Below are 22,979 nucleotides of genomic sequence, written 5' to 3'. Positions count from 1 at the left end.
TCTACTTCTTACGCACAATTTCTACACCAACCGTTTGTGCTTGTGGCACGGCAGCAGGTTTACTCACTTTTATAAGCACTTGTTGTACATTAAATTCATTTAGGATCATTGCAGCAAGCTGTTCAACTAAAGTTTCTAATAGCTCAACTGGTTTTGCTTGGGTATGCGCAATAATACGCTCACTCACTTTGGCATAATCAACCGCCAAATTAATATCGTCATGACGAGCGGCAGCGCTAATATCGGTCAACATCTCAACATCAAAGTAAAGGCTTTGTTTACTTTCTTTTTCAAAGTCGTACACTCCTATTATGGCTTCGACGTGTAGCTGTGAGATATAGACTTTATCCATGTAAACTCCAAACATGTTTATCGCTGTAATTCACCCGCATTTTCTAATCGCAATTCGCGATCTGTGCAGGACTTAAGACCGCCGATCATAGCCCAAAACAACGCAATAAAAAATAAGGAAGACAGTGTTAATCAGTTTAATGTGCGTATGTGCTTATTTATTGGGATCGATTTCCTCAGCGATTCTGGTTTGTCGGTTATTCCATCTACCAGATCCACGCTTTAATGGTTCTAATAATCCAGGCGCAACCAATGTATTAAGATTGGGAGGAAAGATCCCAGCTGCGCTAGTGCTCGTCTTCGATATTTTAAAGGGAACCATCCCGGTGTGGGGAGCTTACTTTCTGAAAATAGAGCCTGTATGGCTAGGTGCAATAGCCGTAAGCGCATGCCTAGGTCACATTTATCCTATTTTCTTCCACTTTAACGGTGGTAAAGCAGTAGCAACAGCATTTGGTGCGCTATTACCCATCGGCTTGTCATTGGGTGGGCTATTGATCAGTACGTGGCTCGTGGTGCTAGCGATAACGCGCTACTCTTCACTCGCAGCGATTGTCGCAGTCGCAGCTGCTCCACTTTACACATGGTGGATAAAACCGCTTTATACGGTGCCGGTAAGCTTTTTAACTGTGGTGATTATTATTCGTCATAGAGCAAATATTAAAAGGCTCTTGAGTGGTAAAGAGCCCAAGGTGGGGAAAAAGTCTAAAGACTAGACTTTTTCTAGACTATCCAGCGGCCAACGCGGTTTAGTCTTCATATCAAGTGGCGCATGCTGACCTGCTTTTAGGCGCTGCATTCCTGCATAAGCTATCATCGCCCCATTGTCTGTACAAAATTCAGTGCGCGGGTAATAAACTCGCCCTTTCATACCAAGCATCATGCGCTCAAGCTTTTGCCTAAGTTCAGTATTGGCGCTGACGCCACCTGCAATCACCAGGCTTTTAATGCCTGTTTCTTTCAGTGCTCGCTTACACTTGATCGCTAGCGTTTCTACGACCGCAGTTTGAAAAGCATGGGCAATATCTGCTTTCGTTTGCTCATCATCGCCTTCATTACGGATCGTGTTTGCCGCTGCGGTTTTTAATCCGCTGAAACTAAAATCCAGACCAGGTCTGTCTGTCATCGGTTTTGGAAAAGTAAATCGCCCTGCTTGGCCCTGTGTCGCCATTTTCGCAAGCATTGGGCCACCAGGATAATCAAGACCGAGCAGCTTTGCGGTTTTATCAAATGCTTCACCAGCGGCATCATCTACTGACTCACCAAGTACCTCATACTCACCGATACCTGAGACTTTGACCATCATGGTATGGCCACCAGAAACTAACAGCGCAACGAATGGAAACTCTGGTTTATCGTCTTCAAGCATAGGAGCAAGCAAATGGCCTTCCATATGATGTACGGCAACGGCAGGGATCCCCCAACCAAATGCTAACGAGCGACCAATTGAGGTGCCAACCAACAAAGCACCGACCAAACCCGGCCCTGCGGTATAAGCAATGCCATCAAGGTCTTCTGGACCACAACCCGCTTGGGCGAAAGCAGCTTCAATAAGAGGAATTGTTTTGCGTACATGATCACGAGAAGCAAGTTCAGGCACTACCCCACCATAATCGGCGTGTACTTTTACCTGAGAATATAATTGATGTGCCAACAACCCTTGCTCATCATCATAAATAGCAATACCCGTCTCATCACATGAGGATTCTATACCCAAAATACGCAAGTTACTTTCTCCAAACTCTTTACTGCAGCCGCTGATTATACGAAATCAACTACTCAAGTTCCAAACCAATATTTGTTTGGCCGTCAGCTAGTGCCAAGGCCTTTAGCGACTTCACCGATTCGCTGCTAATACGCCCCATATTTTCCACATGTTCGATAAGCTCAGCGAGGATTTCAATTTCATACTGCATCTGCGGGTGCTCACGCACTAACTCATTCGTAGGAGATATATCTTCCGCCATCAACATAAACTCGATGTATTTAGCTACCGTTGCCTGAGAAATTTTGGCAACGCTTACAAACTCATGTTCATCTTTTGTCATCAGACCTTGTAACATGCCTAACAGCGCTGTCGCTACGTCGATTGCGGGATAGGTACCAAACATATCAAACTCACTGAGCTCAGGTACATTTGGTTCTACCTTTTCAACCAGCTTCTCTAAGCTAATCTTGCTCTTTGGCAGTAATATTTTCTCCCAAATTAAATTCAGCGCATTTCTGAGTACTTGCTCGTCGCCAAAACCCGTTGCCTCACTAAATAGTGAATAATTTGGCAACATACGTTCAATAATAGCAGCGCCTAAGACTGCTTTTTGAAGATAATTTAACTCTCTAATTCTTTGAAAGTTATTTGCTTTGCTCATGCTTATTTCCACATTGCCAGCAATATTCAAACGCTGGTCCATTTAATTCTGCACAGTGATTACATAGCCAATCCGACAGCTCGGCGGCACTGCGATGTCGTGATTTGTTATAGTTTACCAATATTTCCTGAGCCTCGGGTAACTTTATTGCATAAACAAAGAGCTTGATGGCAGCTTGCTCTGCTGGAATTTCACCAATAGCACCCGACAAATGCTCACCTTGTAAGCGAACCTGAATATTCGCTTGTTCTAGTTGACCTTTGAGTAAATGTGCTTCAACAAAGCCGCTGATAGCGCACAATTGCACCCAATGAAAAGACTGTTCACTCATTGCATTATCTTCACTATCGAATTAGCACTCAATGTGCTCATTTGTTTCTTGATAAAATCATTCATTATCATCACACTTAAACATCAAGCCATTCCATTAAAATACGACTATGACTCTAACAACACCGGGCCTATTATTCCCAGCAATTTCTTTATTGCTACTCGCTTACACCAATCGCTTTTTGGTACTCGCACAATTGATCCGTGAATTAAACGCCCGAGAAGGCGACACCATAAGATCCTTGGTTAAAGCACAAATAGAAAACTTAAGAAAACGAATTAGATTGATCAGACGAATGCAAGTATGGGGCGTCATCGCATTTTTACTCTGCACGTCTTCAATGTTTGCCCTGTTTCTTGAAATATCCTTACTTGGCGTCACATTGTTTGGTGCGAGTCTGTGTAGCCTGACCTTGTCATTGCTACTTTCTCTTTATGAAATCCACATTTCTTGCGATGCAATCGAACTAGAATTGCAAAATATCGAGAAAAAACCTCAACAAGATTAGCGGCCTTGTTACTGCCGACTATACTAACGTTGAGTCAGCATAAAAAGAGGAGCAATCTGTGAGCGGATTTTTGTTCTCAGATGAAGTGCTAGAAAGCCCTACAAATAAAATGGCCGAAACCTACTGGGATATTCTGGTTGTAGATGATGAAGAAGACATTCACCAAGTGACTAAACTGGTGTTGTCTGGCTTTAAATTTGAGAATAAAGCACTGAGATTTCATCACGCCTACTCTGCACAAGAAGCAAAAGCCATCTTGGACACGGAGCAGAATATCTCTGTAGGCCTCATTGATGTCGTAATGGAAAGTAATCATGCTGGGCTTGATTTAGTGCGATATATCCGCGATGACTTAGCAAACTTTGATATTCGCCTTGTCCTACGCACTGGGCAGCCAGGAGAAGCCCCGGAAGAATCGGTCATTCGCGATTACGATATTAATGACTATAAGAACAAAACCGAGCTCACTGCCGTCAAGCTAAAAACACTACTCTATTCTGCTTTACGGGCTCACCGGGATATTCAAACCATCGAAAAGCACAAAATGGGACTTGAACGCATTATTGATGCATCCTCAAACTTTTTGAAGTGTAGCAATATTCAGGATTTCGCATCAACCATATTATCTCATGTATCCGCTGTAATGGGATTATCTGATTCGGAGATATATTGCGCAGCTGCGGTAAATCACCAAGCCAACGAACCGACGAAGTTTAAACTGCTTGCAGCCTCAGGGGCCGGCGTAGAACCCAGTAATGTTACCTTGCCAGAGAATGTACAAAATCTGTTTATAGAAACACATAATAAAAAAGCATCGCTCAAAACCCGTAATGAATATATTGGCTATTTCCCTTCTAGAGAAGGGAGTGAAACGATGATTTATGTGAGTAAGGACAGCGAACTTCATAGCATGGACTTCCAGCTACTTGAATTTTTTGCAAACAATATTGCACTAGCCTACGACAACTTGAAGTTGCGTGAAACCGTCAAAGATTCTCAAAAAGAGCTTTCTTATATTTTAGGTGAAGCCGTCGAAAAACGCTCGAAAGAAACAGGCTCGCACGTAAAACGCGTGGCACATTATAGTATGCTTTTAGCTCAGCTTTACGGACTCTCTCACTACCAAGCAGAAATCATCAAACTCGCCTCTCCACTCCATGACATTGGCAAAATCAGTATTCCAGATCAAATCTTAAATAAACCCGGAAAACTCACTGATGAAGAATGGATAATTATGCAGACCCATGCGCAGCAAGGGTTTGAAATCTTAAAAAATTCAACAAATGAGATTTTGCAGTGTGGTGCATTAATCGCACATCAACATCACGAAAAGTGGGATGGTTCAGGCTATCCTAGGGGTTTAAAGGGAGAGCAAATTAACATTGTCGGCAGGATCACTGCTCTGGCAGATGTCTTTGATGCACTAGGAAGTGAGCGGTGTTATAAGCCCGCTTGGCCACTAGATAAAGTAATAGATTTGCTAAATACTCAAAGTGGTAAACAATTTGAACCCAAATTGGTTGACCTTTTTCTAAAAAATCTGGAACAATTTATTGAGATACGTGACAGGTATCCTGACTAACTTTGTAATCAGAATGTAAAAACTTCACTTTCTTTTTCCCGATTGGTGTATTATTATTGGGAAAAGACGTAATAAATGTGTTTTAGTTGAAATTAAAAGGAATTTCACATGAGATTTGAACAACTCGAGCAGTTCGTAGCATTAGGTAATCTAAGACATTTTAGACAAGCCGCAGAACAAACCCAGATCAGTACTTCAGCGCTTACTCGAAGCATCCAAACCCTTGAAGATGAAATAGGTTGTGAACTCGTTAAACGCTCAACACGTTCAGTAAAACTGACTGAACAAGGTGAGCTGTTCTTAAAGTATTGCAAAACAACCTTATCAGAACTCGATCTAACCAAGAAAACCATTAAGCAAAGTTTGTTTGGCCGTGATAACCAAAAGTTAATTATTGGTTATACGACTCAAGCTAGCAGCATCGTGCCAGTTTCTTGCGGTCAGTTTTTAGCTCAGTACCCTAATGTGAAGATCGAAATGCAGTTGCAAGATGAGTTGGAGCTTACTCGTAAGCTACAACTTGGTGAGATTGATATCAGCGTGTATTTACAAAGTGCAAATAGCATAGTGAGTGATATTCACCTGCCTGATCAGTTAGTTTTATTTGTTTCGAGAAATCATCCTCTAGCAAATCAAGACAGCATCAGAAAAGCCGAATTAACGCAATACCCTATGTATGGCTGTTTCTCACAGTCGAAGCAAGTACAAAGTATGCTTAATGAAGCCGTTGACTCGTTAAACAAATCAACGAGCGTTAAGATTGGTAATATTGAACAAGTAATTGATGGTTTGAAGAATAGCAATAGCTTTGCAATTGCGAGTATCGAACATTCCAAAACTATCGCACAAGATCCTAACTTAGTTTTCTTAAAAACCAATAAGGCTTTGGATAGAGAACAATTGATTGTACAAACCAATCACCAAGTTGGCTCAAATGCACATATAAATCATCTGCTTGAGCTAATTGAGGATGCAGCATCTTCATCTAGCAAGCATACAGTAACTTATTAGTTGCTAAACAGACGGGCAAATAATCTGTATTACTTGCCCGTTTTTAATTACTCGCTTTAGAGCGGTAAAAAGCCCAGTACGACCCCGACAAAAATCGCCAAGCCCACATAGTTATTGTTTAAAAAAGCCCAAAAACATCTGTCTCTATCTCTGTAGCGTATGGCATATTGTTGTCTAATAAGCAGCACAGAAGCTGCTAGTAAGCCGCACCAAAAAGCGAGATTCAAGTCAAACGTTACACCAACTGCCGCCATCATCGTAATGAATGTGATGTTGAGCAACGCAATAATATGAAGATCCCATTTGCCGAATAAAATCGCAGTAGACTTGACCCCTATCTTCAAATCATCATCCCTATCTACCATGGCGTACATAGTGTCATAAGCGACCGTCCATATTAAATTCGCAACAAACAATACCCAAGCAAGCACTGGCACATTTTGATTTACTGCCATAAAAGCCATCGGTATTGCCCAGCTAAAGGCAGCCCCAAGTACGAGTTGAGGTAAGTTTGTATAACGTTTCATGAAAGGATAAACAGAGGCTAACGCAAGCGCGCCAAGCGATAATACAATGGTTTGCCAATTTAAAAAAAGCACCAAAATAAAAGCCACCGCGACCAAAATAGCAAATAGGCCTAGCGCTTCTTTACTCGTTACAGCGCCCCTTGCAAGCGGTCTTGTCGCCGTACGCTTTACAGCCCCATCAACCTTGCGATCAGCAAAATCATTGATAACACAACCCGCACTGCGCATTACTAATACACCCAGAGCAAAGATTACAATAAGCCAAATACTTGGAACACCTTCAGCTGCAAACCACAGTGACCAAAGCGTTGGCCACAATAATAGTAAAGTCCCGATTGGCTTGTCTAATCGCATAAGTTGGCTGTAAGCCTGCCATTTCTGGTGGTCAATCATAAAAGCTTTCCGATATAAAGACTTCACAAACTAAAATCTTTGCTTTGTCGTTTTTAAACCAGCTTCTTCTAGCAAATAAACGCTCTGGGGCGACGCCAGTAGTGGGTGCAATAAGTTCAATCAGGGCCGGATAGTCGGCAGTAGATAAGCGAAGAAACTCAAGGGTTCCGCGCTGCCAATTTGAATCAGTAAACAGTAACTCACCCAAAGGTGTCTCACCGATTGCATCCATGCCTACAGTACATGCGTCCTCATTGAGCCAACTTTGTCCAAATACAGCTGCTTTACCGTTACAATTTAACGTTACTTCTCGGCACCAAACCTGTTCAGAAAGCTCTGTACGTAACGCATCTGGAGCGCTCCTGAACTCATTAGCAAGCACAGTCACAGAAAATTTATCACAAGTTTCTTTCAATTTTGCGGTTAGAGATTGGGTCTCTAGTAAATAAGGAGAAAGTGCTGGCTCAACATCCACCAACTGTGTGTTCTTCAGCCAAGGGAGCTCTAAGGGTAATTGCAAAGGCAACGTTCTATTTCCGTTTTAAAAATCCGCGGTCATAATAGCAGAGCAGAGGCTTTCTAAAAAGTTTATGTTTGTATTGAAGCTACCTGTAAAATCAACGCAATTATGTATAAACTAAGTAAAAAGTAATTTGTATTAGGATACCTAATTAAACATGAGACTGTTGGCTGTTGTACTCACATTATGCATTGCATTAACCACGGCTTCCCCTGTAAAAGCGGACTCAACTATTGGGTATTACGGATTTGAGCCAGATATCATCACAAACTACATAGGCCAGTCCAACAAAAAACTCGGTTATGTCCGTGTTACCGTTGACCTAATGTTAAATGACGTTGCAAATATTGCCGTGGTTGAACACCATACTCCTTTACTAAGAGATGCAATCGTACAGATCCTGAGTAAAGAAAATGAAGAAACCATTAAGTCATTAACTGGCAGAGAAGAAATCAGAAAGCGCTGTGCTGAAAAGCTAAAGACACTGTTAAAAGAAGAAACTGGGCAGGAAATTGTTCGAGATGTGCTTTTTACCAAATATTTATATCACTAAACGAACCAACTCATACAAGAACTCGGAAGCGCTAGATCCCGAGTTCGAAGTAACTAGCCATTCTCTTTGCGTTGCCTGTTGATAGGCCAAAATACCGCAACCAACATACCTGATAGCAATCCGAACAAATGCGCCCAGTTAGCCATGTTGATGAAAAACATATCCGTAAATCCAAACAGCATCCAAAGCAGCATAAAACCAATAACAGGCTTAGAGACCAAAGCCGCTCCTGCTGGGTTTCGATGACCAATTACCCAGCAAAAGCCTAGTAGTCCGTAGACCACACCACTTAGTCCACCAAAATTAGCGTCAACGAATAGGAACTGCATAAAATTACTGGTTAAGCCGGTTACAAAGTAGATGCAAACTAATGCCCAGAGACCTAGTTTCTCTGAAATTTGCGCGCCAAGGTGCAACCACCAGCTTAAATTAAAAATCAAATGTATGGCGCTAAAATGTATGAGTGTAGGCGCTATCCAAGTCCAAGGTTTATCTAGGGAGAAACGTAGCGCAGAAAAGATGCCATTAGCGTCACCAAACAACATGGCAACAAAAATAGTAATACTGACACCAAAAACGCCCTGTAATAACCCGTTCAATCCCAAAAAGCGCTTTACTAAGTTTAAGTTTTGGCCTTGGTAGCTAAATAACCCTTGTGTACTTCCTGTTTGCCAAGAAGCCGCTTGATATAACTCTGCCTCTGGTTGCTCCAAAAACGTTTGCCAAAGACGCATAGCAAGCGCTTCATCACCACGCTCTAGCCAAACTTCAACTTGTTGCCCATCGTGACTTTGCAAAACACAATAAACCTCTTGCGTCTTAAAATAATCGACCGCACCTTGAGCTAGTCGTGCATTGTGATAATGGGCTATTAACTTCACTTTTCAATCTCATTTGGCAATTCACTTGCCCACTGCGTAAAACCGCCATCCATACTGTAAACATCTTCAAAGCCTTGCTCAACTAGGTAGTTAGCTGCGCCTTGTGAGGAGATCCCGTGATAACACACCACAACAATAGGTTGGTCAAACTCTTTCTCCTGCATGAAATGCGCAAGATTAGCGTTAGATAAATGTTCGGCGCCAGGAATATGCCCTTGTGAAAAGGTATTTTCATCGCGAATGTCTGCTACCACAACATCATCTTTGCCTAAAAGCGCCAGTGTGTCTGCTACTGAAATATGTTTAAAAGACATGTGTTACCCATTAAAAACTAAAAAATAAAAGACGGCTCAAGCCTTATCGACCTAGCCGTCTTTCTATTATAACTACTCATACATGCACTAAGCAAAGTTGAGCATTAATCCCAATTCAGAATAACTTTACCTGATTGCCCTGAAATCATCGTATCAAAGCCAGTCTGGAAGTCATCAACATGGAACTTGTGTGTAATGATTGGGTCAAGGTTTAAACCTGACTGGATCAAACTTGCCATTTTGTACCAAGTTTCAAACATTTCACGGCCGTAAATCCCCTTGATCACTAGACCCTTGAAGATCACTTGGTTCCAATCCACCGCCATGTCAGAAGGTGGAATGCCCAGCATTGCAATCTTACCACCATGGTTCATGCTGTTTAACATGCCTTTAAATGCAGAAGGAACACCTGACATTTCAAGCCCAACATCGAACCCTTCTGTCATACCAAGATCTTTCATCACCGTTTCGAGGCTTTCACTGGCAACATTTACTGCTCGCGTAGCACCCATTTTAGTGGCAAGTTCAAGGCGATATTCGTTTACATCTGTGATAACCACATGACGCGCACCGACGTGTTTCGCCACTGCCGCAGCCATAATACCAATTGGGCCCGCACCAGTAATGAGGACGTCTTCACCAACCAAGTCAAACGACAATGCGGTGTGCACTGCATTACCGAATGGGTCGAAGATAGAAGCGAGTTCGTCAGAAATGTTGTCAGGGATCTTAAACGCATTATAAGCAGGAATAACTAGGTATTCTGCAAATGAACCTTCGCGGTTAACGCCTACCCCAATGGTGTTACGACATAGGTGAACGCGACCAGCACGACAATTACGACAATGACCACATGTGATATGACCTTCACCAGAGACTCTGTCGCCAATGCTAAAACCACGTACCTCTTGGCCCATATCGACCACTTCACCTACGTATTCGTGTCCCACAACCATTGGAGTTGGGATCGTGTTTTGTGCCCACTCATCCCATTTGTAGATGTGTACGTCGGTACCACAAATTGCTGTTTTACGGATTTTGATCAATAGATCGTTGTGCCCTACTTCCGGTTTTGGCACATCCGTCATCCAAATTCCTTCTTCAGCTTTCAACTTGGATAATGCTTTCATAGTATTCGCTCGTTAGCTGCACCGGCTTAAGCCGGTGGCAAAATTAAATGACGCCTAGGTCTTTACCAATACGGGTAAAGGCTTCGATTGCTTTGTCTAGCTGCTCAGTCGTATGCGCAGCTGAAATTTGTGTTCTGATCCTAGCTTGACCTTTTGGCACGACAGGATAAGAGAAACCGATCACATAGATCCCTTCAGCTAGCAGTCTGTCAGCCATTTCTGAGGCCACTTTGGCATCGCCTAACATAACCGGAATAATCGCGTGATCTTTACCCGCACAAGTAAAACCAACAGCTTCCATCTTAGTACGGAAGTACGCTGCGTTATCCCATAGTTTAGCACGTAGAGCATCGCCTTCTTTCATCATGTCTAGTACTTTGATTGAAGCAGTAACAATTGAAGGCGCTAGCGAGTTTGAGAATAAATAAGGGCGTGAACGCTGACGTAACCACTCTACGATTTCTTTCTTACCAGAGGTGTAACCGCCCGATGCACCGCCAAGTGCTTTACCAAGCGTTCCTGTAATGATATCCACTCGGTCTAATACACCACAGTATTCCGGTGTTCCGCGGCCATTTTCGCCAACAAAGCCCACCGCATGTGAATCATCAACCATCACTAATGCGTCATACTTGTCCGCTAAGTCACAAACCGCTTTTAAGTTACAAATAACGCCATCCATTGAGAATACGCCATCGGTGGCGATAAGCTTGGTTTTCACACCAGCTTCATCAGCAGCTATTAACTGCTGCTCAAGATCAGCCATATCGTTGTTAGCATAGCGGAAACGCTTAGCTTTACATAAACGCACACCATCAATGATAGAAGCGTGATTTAATGAGTCCGAGATAATTGCATCTTCAGGGCCTAAGATAGTTTCGAATAAACCAGCATTGGCGTCAAAGCATGAAGAGTAAAGGATAGTATCTTCTGTTTCTAGAAATTCACTGATCTTTGCTTCAAGCGTTTTGTGAATATCTTGCGTACCACAGATAAAACGCACCGACGCGACACCAAAACCATGGTCATCAAGGCCACCCTGCGCCGCTTTAATGAGCTCTGGGTGGTTCGCCAAACCTAGATAATTGTTTGCACAGAAGTTAATTACACTTTCGCCAGTCGATACTGCAATTTCAGCTTGCTGCTGAGAAGTGATAATACGCTCTTTTTTATATAATCCTTCAGCTTTTACTTCTTCAATTTGTTGCTGAAGCTGGCTGTAGAAGGCCGATGCTCTCATCTGGGAGTCTCCATTTTTTGCACGGTGATAGTAAGCTACGTATCGCCATAGGCGGTTGTCATTCTCACTATCAGAAGTTTACGCTTGTGCTAATTAGCTCAAGTTAATTGGAACGTACCAATTCAATCATACCTGGTACATTAAAAGATATCTTTATTTTAAAAGGTTCACACAATAAATGCACGATTTGCGACAACTGGCAGCAAACTTTATTTTACTCAGACAAACATAGTGCGGCTGGTACCTCCGCCAACGAAGCACATACTTTGTCCGCGAGCTGTTGTTGCTCTTGACTAAAACTCTGCCCAGACTCAACTAAAATGGCTGTTTTTACGCCAGCAGCGCGGGCAGCCTTGATGTCTGAGACTTTATCACCAATCATAATACTTTGCGCAGGATCCAAGTCATGCTCGGCTATAGCTTGCAGCAGCATCCCGGGTTCTGGTTTACGACAGTCACACTCTACTTTATATGGACCTTGTGCCTTTTCTGGGTGGTGAGGACAAAAATAAACACCAGCGATGTCAACACCATGCGCCATAAACTGCGCGCACATCCACTCGCTTAACGCGTGAAATTGTGCTTCATCGTAGTAACCTCGGCCAATGCCCGACTGATTCGTCACGACCACAATTTTATAACCGGCTTTGCTAAATGCTTGGCAGGCACTGAATACCCCATCGATAAACTCAAAATCCGCAATTTTATGAACATAGGCGTGATCTTTATTAACAACGCCGTCTCTATCTAAAAATACAGCCTTATGCATTGGTCACAATCCCCTGATCTTTTATTACCCGATCAAACATCGTAATTACTGCATCAACCAAAATTTGAGACATGAGTTCGCTACCTTTTACCCGTGTTCCCCAGGGTAATTGTTCAGCAGTTTTACCCTTTTGTGCAATGAGGTTTTGATGATAAACCTCAACCACATAGTCTTGATACATGTATGGCCCTGTACGAGTTGGGTTGGAGTGAGCATACAAACCTATCACCGGCGTTCCAACTGTCACGGCCATATGAGCAGGCCCGGTATCAGGTGCTAGCACCAATTCGGCTTGCTCCAACACACAAAGTAGGGTTTTCAAGTCAGTTTTTCCCACTAAGTTTAATAACTCAGCTTGACTGTGTTTTTGAATTTCGGCTGCTAAATTTTGCTCAAGCTCCGTTGGGCCACCCGTTATCACTACCTGAAACCCCAATTCAGCAGCATGATCTGCAACCCTAGCATAACGCTCAGGAAGCCAATTGCGCTCGGCTTTACTCGCCGCAGGCGATATCACAAACACTTTCCCTTCGGGCAACAGTGATTTTGCCGCAGCTTGATGAGCTGCCGTCACTGGCATCTGCCATGTTGGCTCACCGCACTCAGCACCAATTGCACGGGCAAAGTTTTGGAAACCTTCGAGCACATGTGGCGACTGTTGAGGTGCGATCCGCTTGTTAATAAACAAACTGTGTAACTCTTTTGAGCGCCCTTTATCAAAGCCTATCTTTTGCTTTGCAGGAATAACTCGCGCAACAAGGTTGGCTCTTAACGCAACCTGCATATGTAGTAATACGTCAAACTTTTGCCCTTTGAACTTTGCCTTTAACGCCTTGAGCGCGGCTTTACCCTGCTTTTTGTCAAATACGACGAGCTCAACACCGGGTAGGTCAGCCAGTAACATGGCTTCCACTTTACCTATCACCCACGTTATTTTCGCTTGCGGATGTGCACGTTGGATCGCCTGTACAGCACTCACTGCATGGCACACGTCGCCAATCGCAGAAAGTCGCAAAATACAAATAGAGGTCAAGGATTTGCTCAAAACAATAGTTCTCATGGAAAGTAACAAGCGCTTGATCTTAAATTAATCAAACAAGTTTGCAAGTTTCACTGAGGATGAAAAATAGTTAGAATGTCACAATTGACTCTTAAGAATCCTATATTGTGCAAATCATCAAACAGCCGCATAGCTATTTACTAACGCCTTCAACCCTAGATTATGATGTTTCAGAAGAAATGTTTGACCCTGAATATTGGCAGAAAAATAATGCGATTGTCGGCTCGAAAGAAGGCCGAGCAACGGCGTGGTTCGTGCGGTTTAATCAAAGCGTTGCGGTACTTAAGCACTATTATCGTGGTGGCTTAATCGGCAAGCTGTTGAGTGATCAATATATTTTTACCAAACTAGAAAATACTCGCGTATATCAAGAGTTTGCTTTGCTAGAGCAACTACAACTACAAGGTTTACCAGTCCCAACACCACTTGGCGCAAGAATATCGCTTCATTTTGGTATTTATCGTGCAGATATTTTGACCGAAGCGGTGTCTGATGCCACCAGTGTTTGCGAAATTTTGCAAGCAAGAACGCTTAGTACAAATGAACTGGAAAGTATCGGCCACACCATTGCTCAGTTTCATCAAGCCGGTGCCTATCATGATGATTTGAACATCAACAATATTTTATTTGATGCCGACGGCAAAGTATTTCTAATTGATTTTGATAAGGGCAAAATCATGCAGCCAAACTTAAGTTGGCAGCACGCAAACATGGAGCGTTTGCAACGTTCATTTAAAAAAGAGGCCGGCAAATGGCCGACCTTTTATTTTGATGAAAATCAATGGCAAGTATTAATGCAAGCCTATCGCAGCGCACGTTAACTTTTTTGTAGCTGTGCCTTTTTAATCACATTGGAAGTCGAGCAACCATCCAAAAATGCTAACACCTCGACTTTTCCACCTTGATTAAGCACATGCTCTGCACCTGCAATATCTTCCACTTTATAGTCACCACCTTTGACCAAAATGTCAGGGCTGACCATTTCTATCAACTTAGCTGGTGTATCATTTTCTTCAACACTGCCAAACGGAATAACCCAATCCACAGAAGCGAGTGCAGATAACACCATAGCCCGCTCTTTCAGTGGATTGATTGGGCGTTCAGGCCCTTTAAGGCGCGAGATCGATTCATCATTATTTAACCCAACGACGAGTCTGTCACCCATCGCTTTAGCTTGCGCTAAATAACGCACATGTCCTGCATGGAGAATATCAAAGCAGCCGTTGGTAAATACAATGGTTTCGCCATTTTGCTTGGCAAAAGTAATGTGCTTAAGCACTTCTTCAAACGGCGTTTGGTAGTGCTCGCCCGTTTCTCTAAGATATTGACCCAGCTTGCGACTCAACTCTTCCGGTGACACCGTTGCAGCACCTAACTTACTCACGGCAATACCTGCGGCAATATTTGCTACTTCCACCGCGTCTTTAGCAGACATTCCAGCGCCTAACATCGTCGTCAGTGTGGCGATCACGGTATCACCAGCCCCCGTAACATCACTTACTTCCTGTACTTGAGCTGGGAAATCAAACTTTTCAGTATTGGTTATCAAAGACATGCCTTGCTCGGAGCGCGTCAGCAACATAGCGCCGATCCCTGACGTTTTAAGGAGTTCGCGCGCACTAGAGGTGAGTGCCTCTTCGCTACTTGTGTCTCCACCAGCGAGTTTAAATTCGTTTAAGTTAGGCGTAATAAAATCAGCACCTTGATAGAGGCTCAAGTCACTATTTTTAGGGTCGATAAGTACCGTTTTACCAGCAGCTTTAGCCACCGCAATCATTTCTGAAATGGCGCACAAAGCGCCTTTGTTGTAGTCGCTAAACAACACAAAGTCATACTTATCAACTTCTTGCTTTAGACGCTCAAGCAAGAGTTGACTGTGAGATAACTGAAAGGGCTCTTCTAAATCGAGTCTAACCACTTGCTGATGACGGCTGATCACACGCATTTTTGCGATAGTCGGCAGCTCAACGACGTTAACTAAGCTAGATTCAATATTTTCTTTGGTAAGAATAGCCTCAAGCGTTTTGCCATTGTCATCTTCGCCGATAAGTCCAAGCAAACCCACTTTACCATCTAGGTGAGCGATGTTTTTGGCAACGTTCGCCGCACCACCAGCTTTGTCTTCTAATGCGCTGACTTTCACCACAGGCACTGGAGCCTCAGGAGAAATGCGCCCAGTATCTCCATGCCAGTATCTATCCAACATCACATCGCCAACCACCAATACCTTGGCTTTATTTAGCTGTTGAAGCGCCGCTAACTTCATGCTTTTTGCTCCGCCGCAACGAGCATATCGACCGCTTCGCATAGCCAGTGACCAATAAACATATGCGCTTCTTGAATACGCGCTGTCTCATCGTTTGCGATAATAATCGGTAATTTAGCAATGTCCTTCACTTTACCACCAGTTCTACCTGTCAATGCCACGGTAAACGCGCCAATTTCATTTGCGGCTTGAAGTGCCAAATTGATATTAGGGCTCGTACCTGATGTGGTTAAACCAATCACCATATCTTCTGGTTTACAAAGTGCCTGAACCTGACGTTCAAATACTGAGTCAAAGTGATAGTCATTGCTGTGCGCGGTCAAAATTGAGGTGTCGGTAGTTAATGCAATCGAAGCTAAAGGACCGCGCTCTAATTTGTAACGCACCACAAATTCTGCAGCTAGGTGCTGCGCATCTGCCGCGCTACCACCATTACCAAACCAAATGACCTTACCACCGGCTGCTAACGTGCTTTGGCATGCTTCAAGTAGCTCAACACATTCTTGGTGATAGTTTGCCATTGTTTCAAAAACATCAACATGGCGCTGTAAGCTTGCGAAGTAGCTTTGTGCTACTTGTTCATTCAATGACATATTTGTTCCTAAACTATTCTATGCTTGTCCCGCGTGATACCTACCAGTATACATGGACTGATAACCAAGTGTAATTCTCACCGAAGACATCTTTACCCAAGGTTAATTTCGTTTCGATTTGCTTGCTATAAGCTTCACCAATATGCGCCAGCTCAAACTCGTAGCCACGTTCGTACTCAGCGCCAAGCTCACCAAGTTCATTCAAATAGTTACTTTCATTATCGATAACTGAAAGCTTAGCTCGCCATAATGAACGATAATCTGATTGGTAAGTACCTTCTAAAACGTGAATTTGCGTCGGTGCACCATCATCGAACTGGCGATGGTTTGCAGCAAAATGCCCAACGCCAAATCCGTCGATCGTATTGCCATAAGTATCGTAAATTTCGTTTACATACCATAAGCTTTCCATATCAGTAAACTCATAGCGTAATGAAGTCGTTGAAGTCAATTGAGGGAGAAAAACGCCAACATTGACAACCGTATTACCAAACAAATAGTTTTTATGGTTATTGCTATCCTCACCACCGTATTCTAAATACCATTGTGCTTGAGTGCCGTAATTTGTGGTAAAGCTGGTCGTGATAGTTGCCCATTGATCGCCCAGTTCATCATCTTGAGTGAGATCACCTATCTTATTATCGTTTCCAACAGGGTCAAAATATGCCTTAACAAAGTCCTTAAAATCTACTTTTCTAGGCCCGCCTCCGAATTGCATGACTCTGTTTAGACCGATTTTCCATCCAGCTAATGGCTCTATACTAAAGTGACTACCCGCTATTTTAGGTGTTCCATCGTGAAGCGTGCCTTGAAAACGAATCCCGTCATGGACTTTCTCTAGTTCAGAATAAAACAGCTCAAAATCGAAGTTCCACCAATTTCGAATAGGCACAACTAAACCCAAAGAAGCTGATAATGAGGGTCTAGCGTTATTAGAATATACTTGAGCCGAATGCTTAAATGGTGAAAACCAATGTTCTTTATATCCTAAATTAAGCTGCAAGTTACCGTAGGACATGCCATAAAAAGTATTGTATGGAACAAGTTTGTTTGCATCTACTCGATACTCAGCACCGATTTGTAAAATGCTTGATTCGCTTCCACGCCAAACACCACCGAGCCCCAATTCAGCATATTCACCGCTGTAATTACCTCTATCGTTGGCTATTTGCTTTTCTTCACCGCTATCAACACGCAGTGTTATCGATCTTTGTGTCAACGCATCGTCCTGCAGATAAGGTGCAATCCCCTGACTAATACTCTGCTGTAATGTGGCGTCAATATGCCTAAGCTTCATCAAATGCATCTTGATTTCACTGATACGGTAAGGCTTTGCCATAGGCGTACCAACGGTCAACGCAAACATTTTATCGATTTGATATTCCAACAGCGGATCTTGTCCAATGGGTAAATAAGCTGTGGGGCTCGCAAAAGCGAGATTCGAAGCTAATAAACTACAGCAAGCGAGTACTCGAGCTAAATTCATTTTGTTATTCCATTACTTTTAATGCGCTAAATACTACCAAACCAAAAGCCCCTAGGCATCTGTTGAACTGTGTAAAATTGTGTTGTTCATTCAATTTCGCCTTGGAACAAGGTAAAATACTGATTTTTGAGCTTAAGCGACTCCTATGGCGCGCCGACTATATTCCTTATTATTGCTAGTATTAGCACCTATTTTATTGAGTTATCTGTATTTTATTCGAGGTAGGAAAAACCCTGGCTATCGAACTCATTTTACAGAGCGCTTAGGCTTTAACCCAAACAAGCTGCCGCAACATGCTGTTGTGATCCATTGCGCCTCTGTTGGGGAAGTGCTTGCAGCCACACCTCTCATAAAATCAGTACTTAAAGAACAAGCTGCAGCTCCAATCATTGTCACTTGTAACACCCCGACAGGTAGAGAAGAGATAACAAAAGCTTTTCACAGTAATGTACAAGTACATGTCTGTTATTTACCTATAGATTTTGCTTTTGCGGTCAGAAAGTTTTTCATGACCTTGAAGCCCAAACTCCTTATTGTGATGGAAACTGAGCTGTGGCCTAATATTTTTCATTACGCCAAACAAAATCAATGTAAAACCTTAGTAGTCAATGCCAGACTCTCTGAAAAATCATACCAAGGTTATAAAAAGCATGCATGGTTAACCAAAGGCTTAATGAGCAACATAGATCTGCTTGCAGCCCATAATGAGGAAGACGGCGAGCGTTTCATCAAGCTCGGGCTTGTTCAATCTAAGCTTCACATTACCGGCTCAATCAAGTTTGATATCTCAATCACCGAAGAAGAAATTGCAAAGGCAAGACAGTTTCAAGCAAATTACCCCGAGCGGTTAATTTGGCTTGCAGGATCTACGCATCCTAAGGAGCATGAGCAAGTCATTGCTGCACATCAGCGAGTATTAAAACAGGTAAGTAATGCGTTACTCATTATTGCACCTCGCCATCCCGAGCAGTTTCAAGCGGTTGCTGACTACCTCAGTGAACAAGAGATCGCTTTTACCAAAAAGAGTAGTAACGGTATAAACGCAGAAGCTTCGGTCTTGTTAGCGGATACTTTAGGGGAATTAAAGTGGCTATTTGGCGGTGCCGATATCGCCTATATTGGTGGTAGCTTGATTGAGCGCGGCGGTCATAACCCACTAGAAGCGGCGGCTCATGGTGTGCCAATATTAACCGGCCCACATACCTATAATTTTGCGCATATATACCCTCAACTTATCGCGCAACAAGGTGCCATCGTAGTCGATGATAAGGACAAGCTTGCCGCTCAAATTATTACGCTATTTGAAGATAAATCGCTTCGAACGCAAATCGGTGCTAACGCTCAATCGGTACTAGTTGAAAATACCGGGGCTATTGCTAAAACCATGAAACTAATCAATAAGAGCTTGGAATAATTCATGAATACAGTCATCTCTACAATGCAAAACTGGGTTAGCCAAGTCATTGTAAAATACAACTTTTGCCCGTTTGCTCGACAGGAAGTTGAAAGTAACAGCATTCATTATTTCGTGTCTCAAGCGATAAGCCACGACGATGCCGTGATGGATATGTTAGAGCAGTGCTCAGAGTTAAACCATGAGCCAGAGCGAGAAACAACACTAGTTATATTTGATAAAGGTTTTAGCAATTTTGACGACTTTTTGGATCTCGTCGACCTAGCAAACGCTTTATTAGTAGCGCAAGGGTTTGAAGGTACTTATCAAATTGCCACTTTTCATCCAGATTATGTTTTCGCTGATAGCGATGAGCATGACGCAGCAAACTACACTAACCGCGCGCCCTACCCAACACTCCACTTGATCCGCGAAGAAAGTATGGCTCAAGCATTAGTAGAGTATGACGATCCTGAGCAGATCCCAGAAAATAATATCCGTCTCGCAAGGCGTAAAGGGGAAGCGTTTTGGCAGCATTTGCTTCAGCAATGCCACAAAGCTAATTAACCTAAGCTTCGGATAAATAGTCAAAAGGCTGGTTTAGCCAGCCTTTTCTTGTAAGATTTTGGAAGTATTACTTTTTCACCCAGCTGCCATTGACTTGAATATAATGGCCTGAATGCGTTTTGTTATACGCTTTTTTAGCAGCTAAAGCTTCCACTTGCTCAAGGGTAATACCGTTCTTTTTCGCTAATTGCTGGTATTTTTCTTTGCGCTTTTCATTCACTTCATCAACTAGCTGCTGCACACCTTGGCCATTTTTAACTACGCCAAGATAGCCCGATGTAGTTTCGCCAACTAAACCCTGTGATTTAGCATCGTCAATGGAAATTGCGAATGCGGCGAAACTCATACTGAGCCCAATAATTAGGGTAGAGATTGCTTTTAGCTTCATAAATCCTCCTTAGAATAGCTCGCTGTCTTCGCTGAATAAATTGTCGAGTTCTTTGTCCACCTTCACGCGGATCTCATGATCTACTTTTACATTTAAGTTGATCGTAATAGGCTCTTTGGTTTCTACTTGCACCTTATGAGTACAAGCGCTCAATACCAATAAAGCTGATATCACTAGCATCCATTTCATTCACTAACGCTCCTCTTTATTTAACGCATTTTCTACTTCGCGCGTAATCTCGTCGCTTAAGCGTAGGGCTCGTAATAAGGTAAACACATTTTCTGAGTGTGTATAGTTAAAGTTTACTGGTTGTTGTTGGAGTTTGTTAATTCCTGTAATTTTAACATCTAAGTCCAACCAGCCGTCTTCACTTAAATTTACGCCACTACTCAATTGCTCAATGGTCAACTCGTCAAGTACACCGATCACCGTTTGTAAGCTAGGTTGCTGCTCTTTTAGCGCATTAATTGATGCATTGTTTTCAACCTTTAACAGCCCTTCACCAACATTATGGATATGACCAGATTCAATACGCACCCCAGATGAAGACACTTGTACTGGTAACTTGCCTGAGATCAGCCCTCTCAGCTCAACGCCTGCATCATGCCCAGAGGCGGCAATAAGGTCCAAACTCAGTTTATCTAGCGATACCTGAACGACCTGCGGCGTTGGGACCAAACTAACTTCATCAATCCCCACGTTACCGGCAAAAACCTGTGCGTTAATATCTCTCAGTTTAGCCACGCCTGCTTCGCTGAGTAGTTGGCCTGTTATGGCTTGAACGATAACACCAGCTCTCAACTCTTCAACACTCAGTGTGGTTGGCTTGAGTTGAATATTAGCTGAACTTAATAGACCAAAGACATCAATCGTTGCATTTTGAATAAGCCGTTCATTAAATAACGCAGAGCCGTTTTGAACGCTCCCGTCTAAGGTAAATATGCGCGTGGATAAATCCCCTTCGAGTACTGCATAGAAGTTACCATGGGTAATTTTTAAGTTCGGTAAAAGCGCGTCAATATATGGCTGAAGTTGAGCGAGCTGCTGCGTGGGCACGTGTATTTGTGCTGGATGTTTTAAGCTTGAATATTGATGCTCAAGCAACGCCTTTACACCATCAATATTAATCACATGTGACGCCATCAATCCGCGGCTTTGCTGCCCTTTGCTGTCAATGCTCACGTTTTTCAAACTGAGATCAGCTAAGTTAACTTCTGCTACCTTAGTATTGCCCGACAAGGTTGAAAAGATTTCTCCGGTCGCGACTGAGCCTTGCCAGTGCAGTGTCTGCGCAAACTCATTCAGTTTATAATTCTGCTGTTGTATCTGTGCACTGGTTAAGTTGAGATTGATATCAAAATCATGTGTAGGCTTGAGCACAACTCGCCCGCTCAACGCACTCTGTTTTGCTGTTACATTCTCAGCACTCAGGTTTTGCAGTTTTGAATCAAGCGTTATCGCAAAACTCATTCCTTCAGGTAAGACTCTGTGTAGTAGATGTCCACTTTTGAGTTTTGGCACATCTAGCTGCGCATGTAAATCAAGCATCAAAGATGGATTATCAATCACCAAATCTGATGTCAACAACTGGGTTGAGAATATACTCGGCTGAGCCTCAACTGTAATTAGCTCGGTTGGATCACCCGATATTTTGAAGCGGCTATTGAGCTCGAGATTCTCAGCAATAGCATCTTGCAGTGTAAGCTTTTGAAGGTCACTTGTGATTTCCCCGCTCATATTAACAAAATTTGGCCGCGCACTCAGCGCTCCAGCCAGTGTATGCGCCCCCCACTTATCATCGGAAAATTCAAGGCGAATATCACCATTGACGAAAAGCTCAGTTAAGTCGACTGCCAACTCGTTAACTTCAAGTTGTAACGGTTTATCTTTACCTGTCACTTGAAGTAAACCTGTCGCAATTGAATCCGCAGAAATAGTAATTTCACTCGGTATACGAAGCTGCCAAGTGGTCGGTAACAGTTTGTTATATTCAGAAGTAAGACAATTAAGCGTTGCTTTCGCTGAAATCGGCTCGGCAAGTGCTATCTTCCCCTGCTGTGTGGCTAAATCATAGCGCCCTGACACAGCGCCTATATACGCAACGGTACCTTTACACTCAGCCTGTTCAAGCGCCACTAAAGTTTCAAGTTCTAGCTCTGCGTCCATAGCTAGACCATCGAATTCAAGTTGGCTAGTTCCTGAAAGGGCTTGGAGCTGAGGAGGTAACAAAGCGCTGAGGTACTCGCCACTAAGATCAATATTTGCAGCAATACGCTCTGGCTGCAACGTAACTTCTGCAGCAATGTCACCTGAAACTACAAATTGATTCAGCTCGGACTCCGAAATCGACACAACTAATGGCTTTGGTAATGGCTCGCCAGATATAGAGAGCTTGGCTACATGCATTTTGGGTCTGGTGATGTCGAGTGGTAATGCGAGGCGCTGTGGCCGAGTTGCATCTGACTTTTTGGGCGGAAGAAGTTGCATGTCCGCTTTTTTAATATTGACTTGGCGCATGCTTAGTTGCGCATCATAAAGCTGGGCCTTAAACGCATCTGTCTGCACACATGCTTTTGTAATATGGATACGATTGAAGCCCGACAAACGCCAGTCAAGACAACTGACCTGAAGTTCATTAACTGGTATAAAATGTTTAATGGCCCAGAGCGACAAAGGAACTCTGGCAAGGTAAACACCCACGAAAACACTGAGTATCAACACTAAGCTCCAAAGCCATTTTTTCATTC

The 22,979-nt window shown here is 43.1% G+C and carries 26 protein-coding genes; 8 read left to right on the top strand and 18 right to left on the bottom strand.

The window, feature by feature from the left end; all coding sequences use genetic code 11:
* Position 1: 1 nt before the first annotated feature.
* On the bottom strand, positions 2-352 hold the full coding sequence (folB, locus tag EXT47_RS02240; protein WP_017216518.1) for a dihydroneopterin aldolase: 351 nt from the start codon (positions 350-352) through the stop codon (positions 2-4).
* 124 nt (positions 353-476) lie between these two features.
* Here folB and plsY point away from each other — a divergent pair, with 124 nt between their 5' ends.
* Positions 477-1,067: a glycerol-3-phosphate 1-O-acyltransferase PlsY gene (gene plsY, locus EXT47_RS02235; protein WP_130125802.1), complete on the top strand. Its 591-nt coding sequence runs from the start codon at positions 477-479 to the stop codon at positions 1,065-1,067.
* On the opposite strand, the gene tsaD is transcribed toward plsY, so the two are convergent.
* From tsaD to EXT47_RS02220, 3 genes are read right to left on the bottom strand one after another with little or no spacing between them, the layout of a single operon-like run.
* Positions 1,064-2,077 (bottom strand): tRNA (adenosine(37)-N6)-threonylcarbamoyltransferase complex transferase subunit TsaD, encoded by a 1,014-nt coding sequence (tsaD, locus tag EXT47_RS02230; protein ID WP_010607631.1) that lies wholly within the window; start codon positions 2,075-2,077, stop codon positions 1,064-1,066. The two genes, plsY and tsaD, sit on opposite strands and share 4 nt — an antisense overlap.
* A gap of 49 nt (positions 2,078-2,126) precedes the next feature.
* Entirely contained in the window at positions 2,127-2,720 is a 594-nt protein-coding gene (locus EXT47_RS02225) for a YjaG family protein (protein ID WP_010374628.1), read from the bottom strand.
* Entirely contained in the window at positions 2,704-3,051 is a 348-nt protein-coding gene (locus EXT47_RS02220; RefSeq protein WP_010607629.1) for a DUF2007 domain-containing protein, read from the bottom strand. Before EXT47_RS02220 ends, EXT47_RS02225 begins: the two co-directional genes overlap by 17 nt.
* A 109-nt stretch (positions 3,052-3,160) precedes the next feature.
* On the opposite strand from EXT47_RS02220, the gene EXT47_RS02215 reads away from it, so the two are divergent.
* From EXT47_RS02215 to EXT47_RS02205, 3 genes are all read left to right on the top strand, one after another.
* Complete coding sequence (locus EXT47_RS02215; RefSeq protein ID WP_010374626.1) at positions 3,161-3,559, top strand: DUF2721 domain-containing protein; 399 nt, start codon at positions 3,161-3,163, stop codon at positions 3,557-3,559.
* Positions 3,560-3,617: 58 nt separating this feature from the next.
* Positions 3,618-5,141: a DUF3369 domain-containing protein gene (locus EXT47_RS02210; RefSeq protein ID WP_039491371.1), complete on the top strand. Its 1,524-nt coding sequence runs from the start codon at positions 3,618-3,620 to the stop codon at positions 5,139-5,141.
* A gap of 108 nt (positions 5,142-5,249) precedes the next feature.
* Positions 5,250-6,152, top strand: a complete 903-nt coding sequence (locus tag EXT47_RS02205; protein ID WP_045988224.1) for a LysR family transcriptional regulator — start codon at positions 5,250-5,252, stop codon at positions 6,150-6,152.
* Between the two features lie 56 nt (positions 6,153-6,208).
* On the opposite strand, the gene ubiA is transcribed toward EXT47_RS02205, so the two are convergent.
* Both ubiA and EXT47_RS02195 read right to left on the bottom strand, forming a co-directional pair.
* Positions 6,209-7,072 (bottom strand): 4-hydroxybenzoate octaprenyltransferase, encoded by an 864-nt coding sequence (ubiA, locus tag EXT47_RS02200; protein ID WP_130125801.1) that lies wholly within the window; start codon positions 7,070-7,072, stop codon positions 6,209-6,211.
* Complete coding sequence (locus EXT47_RS02195) at positions 7,065-7,592, bottom strand: chorismate lyase (protein WP_240701582.1); 528 nt, start codon at positions 7,590-7,592, stop codon at positions 7,065-7,067. Before EXT47_RS02195 ends, ubiA begins: the two co-directional genes overlap by 8 nt.
* Positions 7,593-7,749: 157 nt before the next feature.
* On the opposite strand from EXT47_RS02195, the gene EXT47_RS02190 reads away from it, so the two are divergent.
* Positions 7,750-8,145, top strand: coding sequence for a flagellar basal body-associated protein FliL (locus EXT47_RS02190; RefSeq protein WP_039491379.1), 396 nt, complete (start codon positions 7,750-7,752; stop codon positions 8,143-8,145).
* A 53-nt stretch (positions 8,146-8,198) separates the two neighbouring features.
* Here the strand turns inward: EXT47_RS02190 and glpG are convergent, their stop codons facing one another.
* From glpG to EXT47_RS02160, 6 genes are all read right to left on the bottom strand, one after another.
* Positions 8,199-9,026 carry a rhomboid family intramembrane serine protease GlpG gene (gene glpG, locus EXT47_RS02185; RefSeq protein ID WP_130125799.1) on the bottom strand — a complete coding sequence of 276 codons (828 nt, stop codon included), beginning with the start codon at positions 9,024-9,026 and terminating at the stop codon, positions 8,199-8,201.
* Positions 9,023-9,340 (bottom strand): thiosulfate sulfurtransferase GlpE, encoded by a 318-nt coding sequence (glpE, locus tag EXT47_RS02180; protein ID WP_130125798.1) that lies wholly within the window; start codon positions 9,338-9,340, stop codon positions 9,023-9,025. Before glpE ends, glpG begins: the two co-directional genes overlap by 4 nt.
* A gap of 104 nt (positions 9,341-9,444) precedes the next feature.
* Positions 9,445-10,470: an L-threonine 3-dehydrogenase gene (tdh, locus tag EXT47_RS02175; protein WP_130125797.1), complete on the bottom strand. Its 1,026-nt coding sequence runs from the start codon at positions 10,468-10,470 to the stop codon at positions 9,445-9,447.
* A 43-nt stretch (positions 10,471-10,513) separates the two neighbouring features.
* The gene (locus EXT47_RS02170; protein ID WP_010374617.1) at positions 10,514-11,710 is read right to left on the bottom strand and encodes a glycine C-acetyltransferase; all 1,197 of its coding nucleotides are present in this window, start codon (positions 11,708-11,710) and stop codon (positions 10,514-10,516) included.
* 214 nt (positions 11,711-11,924) lie between these two features.
* The gene (gene gmhB, locus EXT47_RS02165; protein ID WP_039491386.1) at positions 11,925-12,479 is read right to left on the bottom strand and encodes a D-glycero-beta-D-manno-heptose 1,7-bisphosphate 7-phosphatase; all 555 of its coding nucleotides are present in this window, start codon (positions 12,477-12,479) and stop codon (positions 11,925-11,927) included.
* A complete protein-coding gene (locus EXT47_RS02160; RefSeq protein WP_130125796.1) occupies positions 12,472-13,539 on the bottom strand; it encodes a glycosyltransferase family 9 protein in 1,068 nt (355 codons plus the stop codon). Before EXT47_RS02160 ends, gmhB begins: the two co-directional genes overlap by 8 nt.
* A gap of 107 nt (positions 13,540-13,646) precedes the next feature.
* Between EXT47_RS02160 and EXT47_RS02155 the strand changes: the two genes are divergently transcribed.
* The gene (locus EXT47_RS02155) at positions 13,647-14,360 is read left to right on the top strand and encodes a 3-deoxy-D-manno-octulosonic acid kinase (RefSeq protein WP_130125795.1); all 714 of its coding nucleotides are present in this window, start codon (positions 13,647-13,649) and stop codon (positions 14,358-14,360) included.
* Here the strand turns inward: EXT47_RS02155 and hldE are convergent.
* Genes hldE through EXT47_RS02140 form a run of 3 tightly spaced genes read right to left on the bottom strand, consistent with a single transcriptional unit; the run spans position 14,357 to position 17,884 of the window.
* The gene (hldE, locus tag EXT47_RS02150; RefSeq protein WP_130125794.1) at positions 14,357-15,805 is read right to left on the bottom strand and encodes a bifunctional D-glycero-beta-D-manno-heptose-7-phosphate kinase/D-glycero-beta-D-manno-heptose 1-phosphate adenylyltransferase HldE; all 1,449 of its coding nucleotides are present in this window, start codon (positions 15,803-15,805) and stop codon (positions 14,357-14,359) included. The genes EXT47_RS02155 and hldE overlap by 4 nt on opposite strands.
* Positions 15,802-16,398, bottom strand: coding sequence for an SIS domain-containing protein (locus EXT47_RS02145; RefSeq protein ID WP_039491395.1), 597 nt, complete (start codon positions 16,396-16,398; stop codon positions 15,802-15,804). The genes hldE and EXT47_RS02145 overlap by 4 nt, the downstream gene beginning before the upstream one ends.
* A 40-nt stretch (positions 16,399-16,438) precedes the next feature.
* Positions 16,439-17,884: a capsule assembly Wzi family protein gene (locus EXT47_RS02140; RefSeq protein WP_039491396.1), complete on the bottom strand. Its 1,446-nt coding sequence runs from the start codon at positions 17,882-17,884 to the stop codon at positions 16,439-16,441.
* Positions 17,885-18,029: 145 nt separating this feature from the next.
* On the opposite strand from EXT47_RS02140, the gene waaA reads away from it, so the two are divergent.
* Together waaA and EXT47_RS02130 are read left to right on the top strand one after the other, a co-directional pair.
* Positions 18,030-19,298, top strand: a complete 1,269-nt coding sequence (waaA, locus tag EXT47_RS02135; RefSeq protein WP_039491397.1) for a lipid IV(A) 3-deoxy-D-manno-octulosonic acid transferase — start codon at positions 18,030-18,032, stop codon at positions 19,296-19,298.
* Between the two features lie 3 nt (positions 19,299-19,301).
* Positions 19,302-19,844 carry a DUF1415 domain-containing protein gene (locus tag EXT47_RS02130; RefSeq protein WP_039491398.1) on the top strand — a complete coding sequence of 181 codons (543 nt, stop codon included), beginning with the start codon at positions 19,302-19,304 and terminating at the stop codon, positions 19,842-19,844.
* Between the two features lie 67 nt (positions 19,845-19,911).
* On the opposite strand, the gene EXT47_RS02125 is transcribed toward EXT47_RS02130, so the two are convergent.
* Genes EXT47_RS02125 through EXT47_RS02115 form a run of 3 tightly spaced genes read right to left on the bottom strand, consistent with a single transcriptional unit; the run spans position 19,912 to position 22,977 of the window.
* Positions 19,912-20,232 (bottom strand): YdbL family protein, encoded by a 321-nt coding sequence (locus EXT47_RS02125; protein ID WP_017216535.1) that lies wholly within the window; start codon positions 20,230-20,232, stop codon positions 19,912-19,914.
* 9 nt (positions 20,233-20,241) lie between these two features.
* Entirely contained in the window at positions 20,242-20,421 is a 180-nt protein-coding gene (locus EXT47_RS02120; protein ID WP_010374602.1) for a YnbE family lipoprotein, read from the bottom strand.
* A 3-nt stretch (positions 20,422-20,424) separates the two neighbouring features.
* The gene (locus EXT47_RS02115) at positions 20,425-22,977 is read right to left on the bottom strand and encodes a YdbH domain-containing protein (protein ID WP_039491399.1); all 2,553 of its coding nucleotides are present in this window, start codon (positions 22,975-22,977) and stop codon (positions 20,425-20,427) included.
* Between the last annotated feature and the right edge of the window lie 2 nt (positions 22,978-22,979).

The organism is Pseudoalteromonas sp. CO342X (genome assembly GCF_004208915.1).
GTDB lineage: Bacteria > Pseudomonadota > Gammaproteobacteria > Enterobacterales > Alteromonadaceae > Pseudoalteromonas > Pseudoalteromonas maricaloris.
This window is presented reverse-complemented; position numbering and strand designations above follow the sequence as displayed.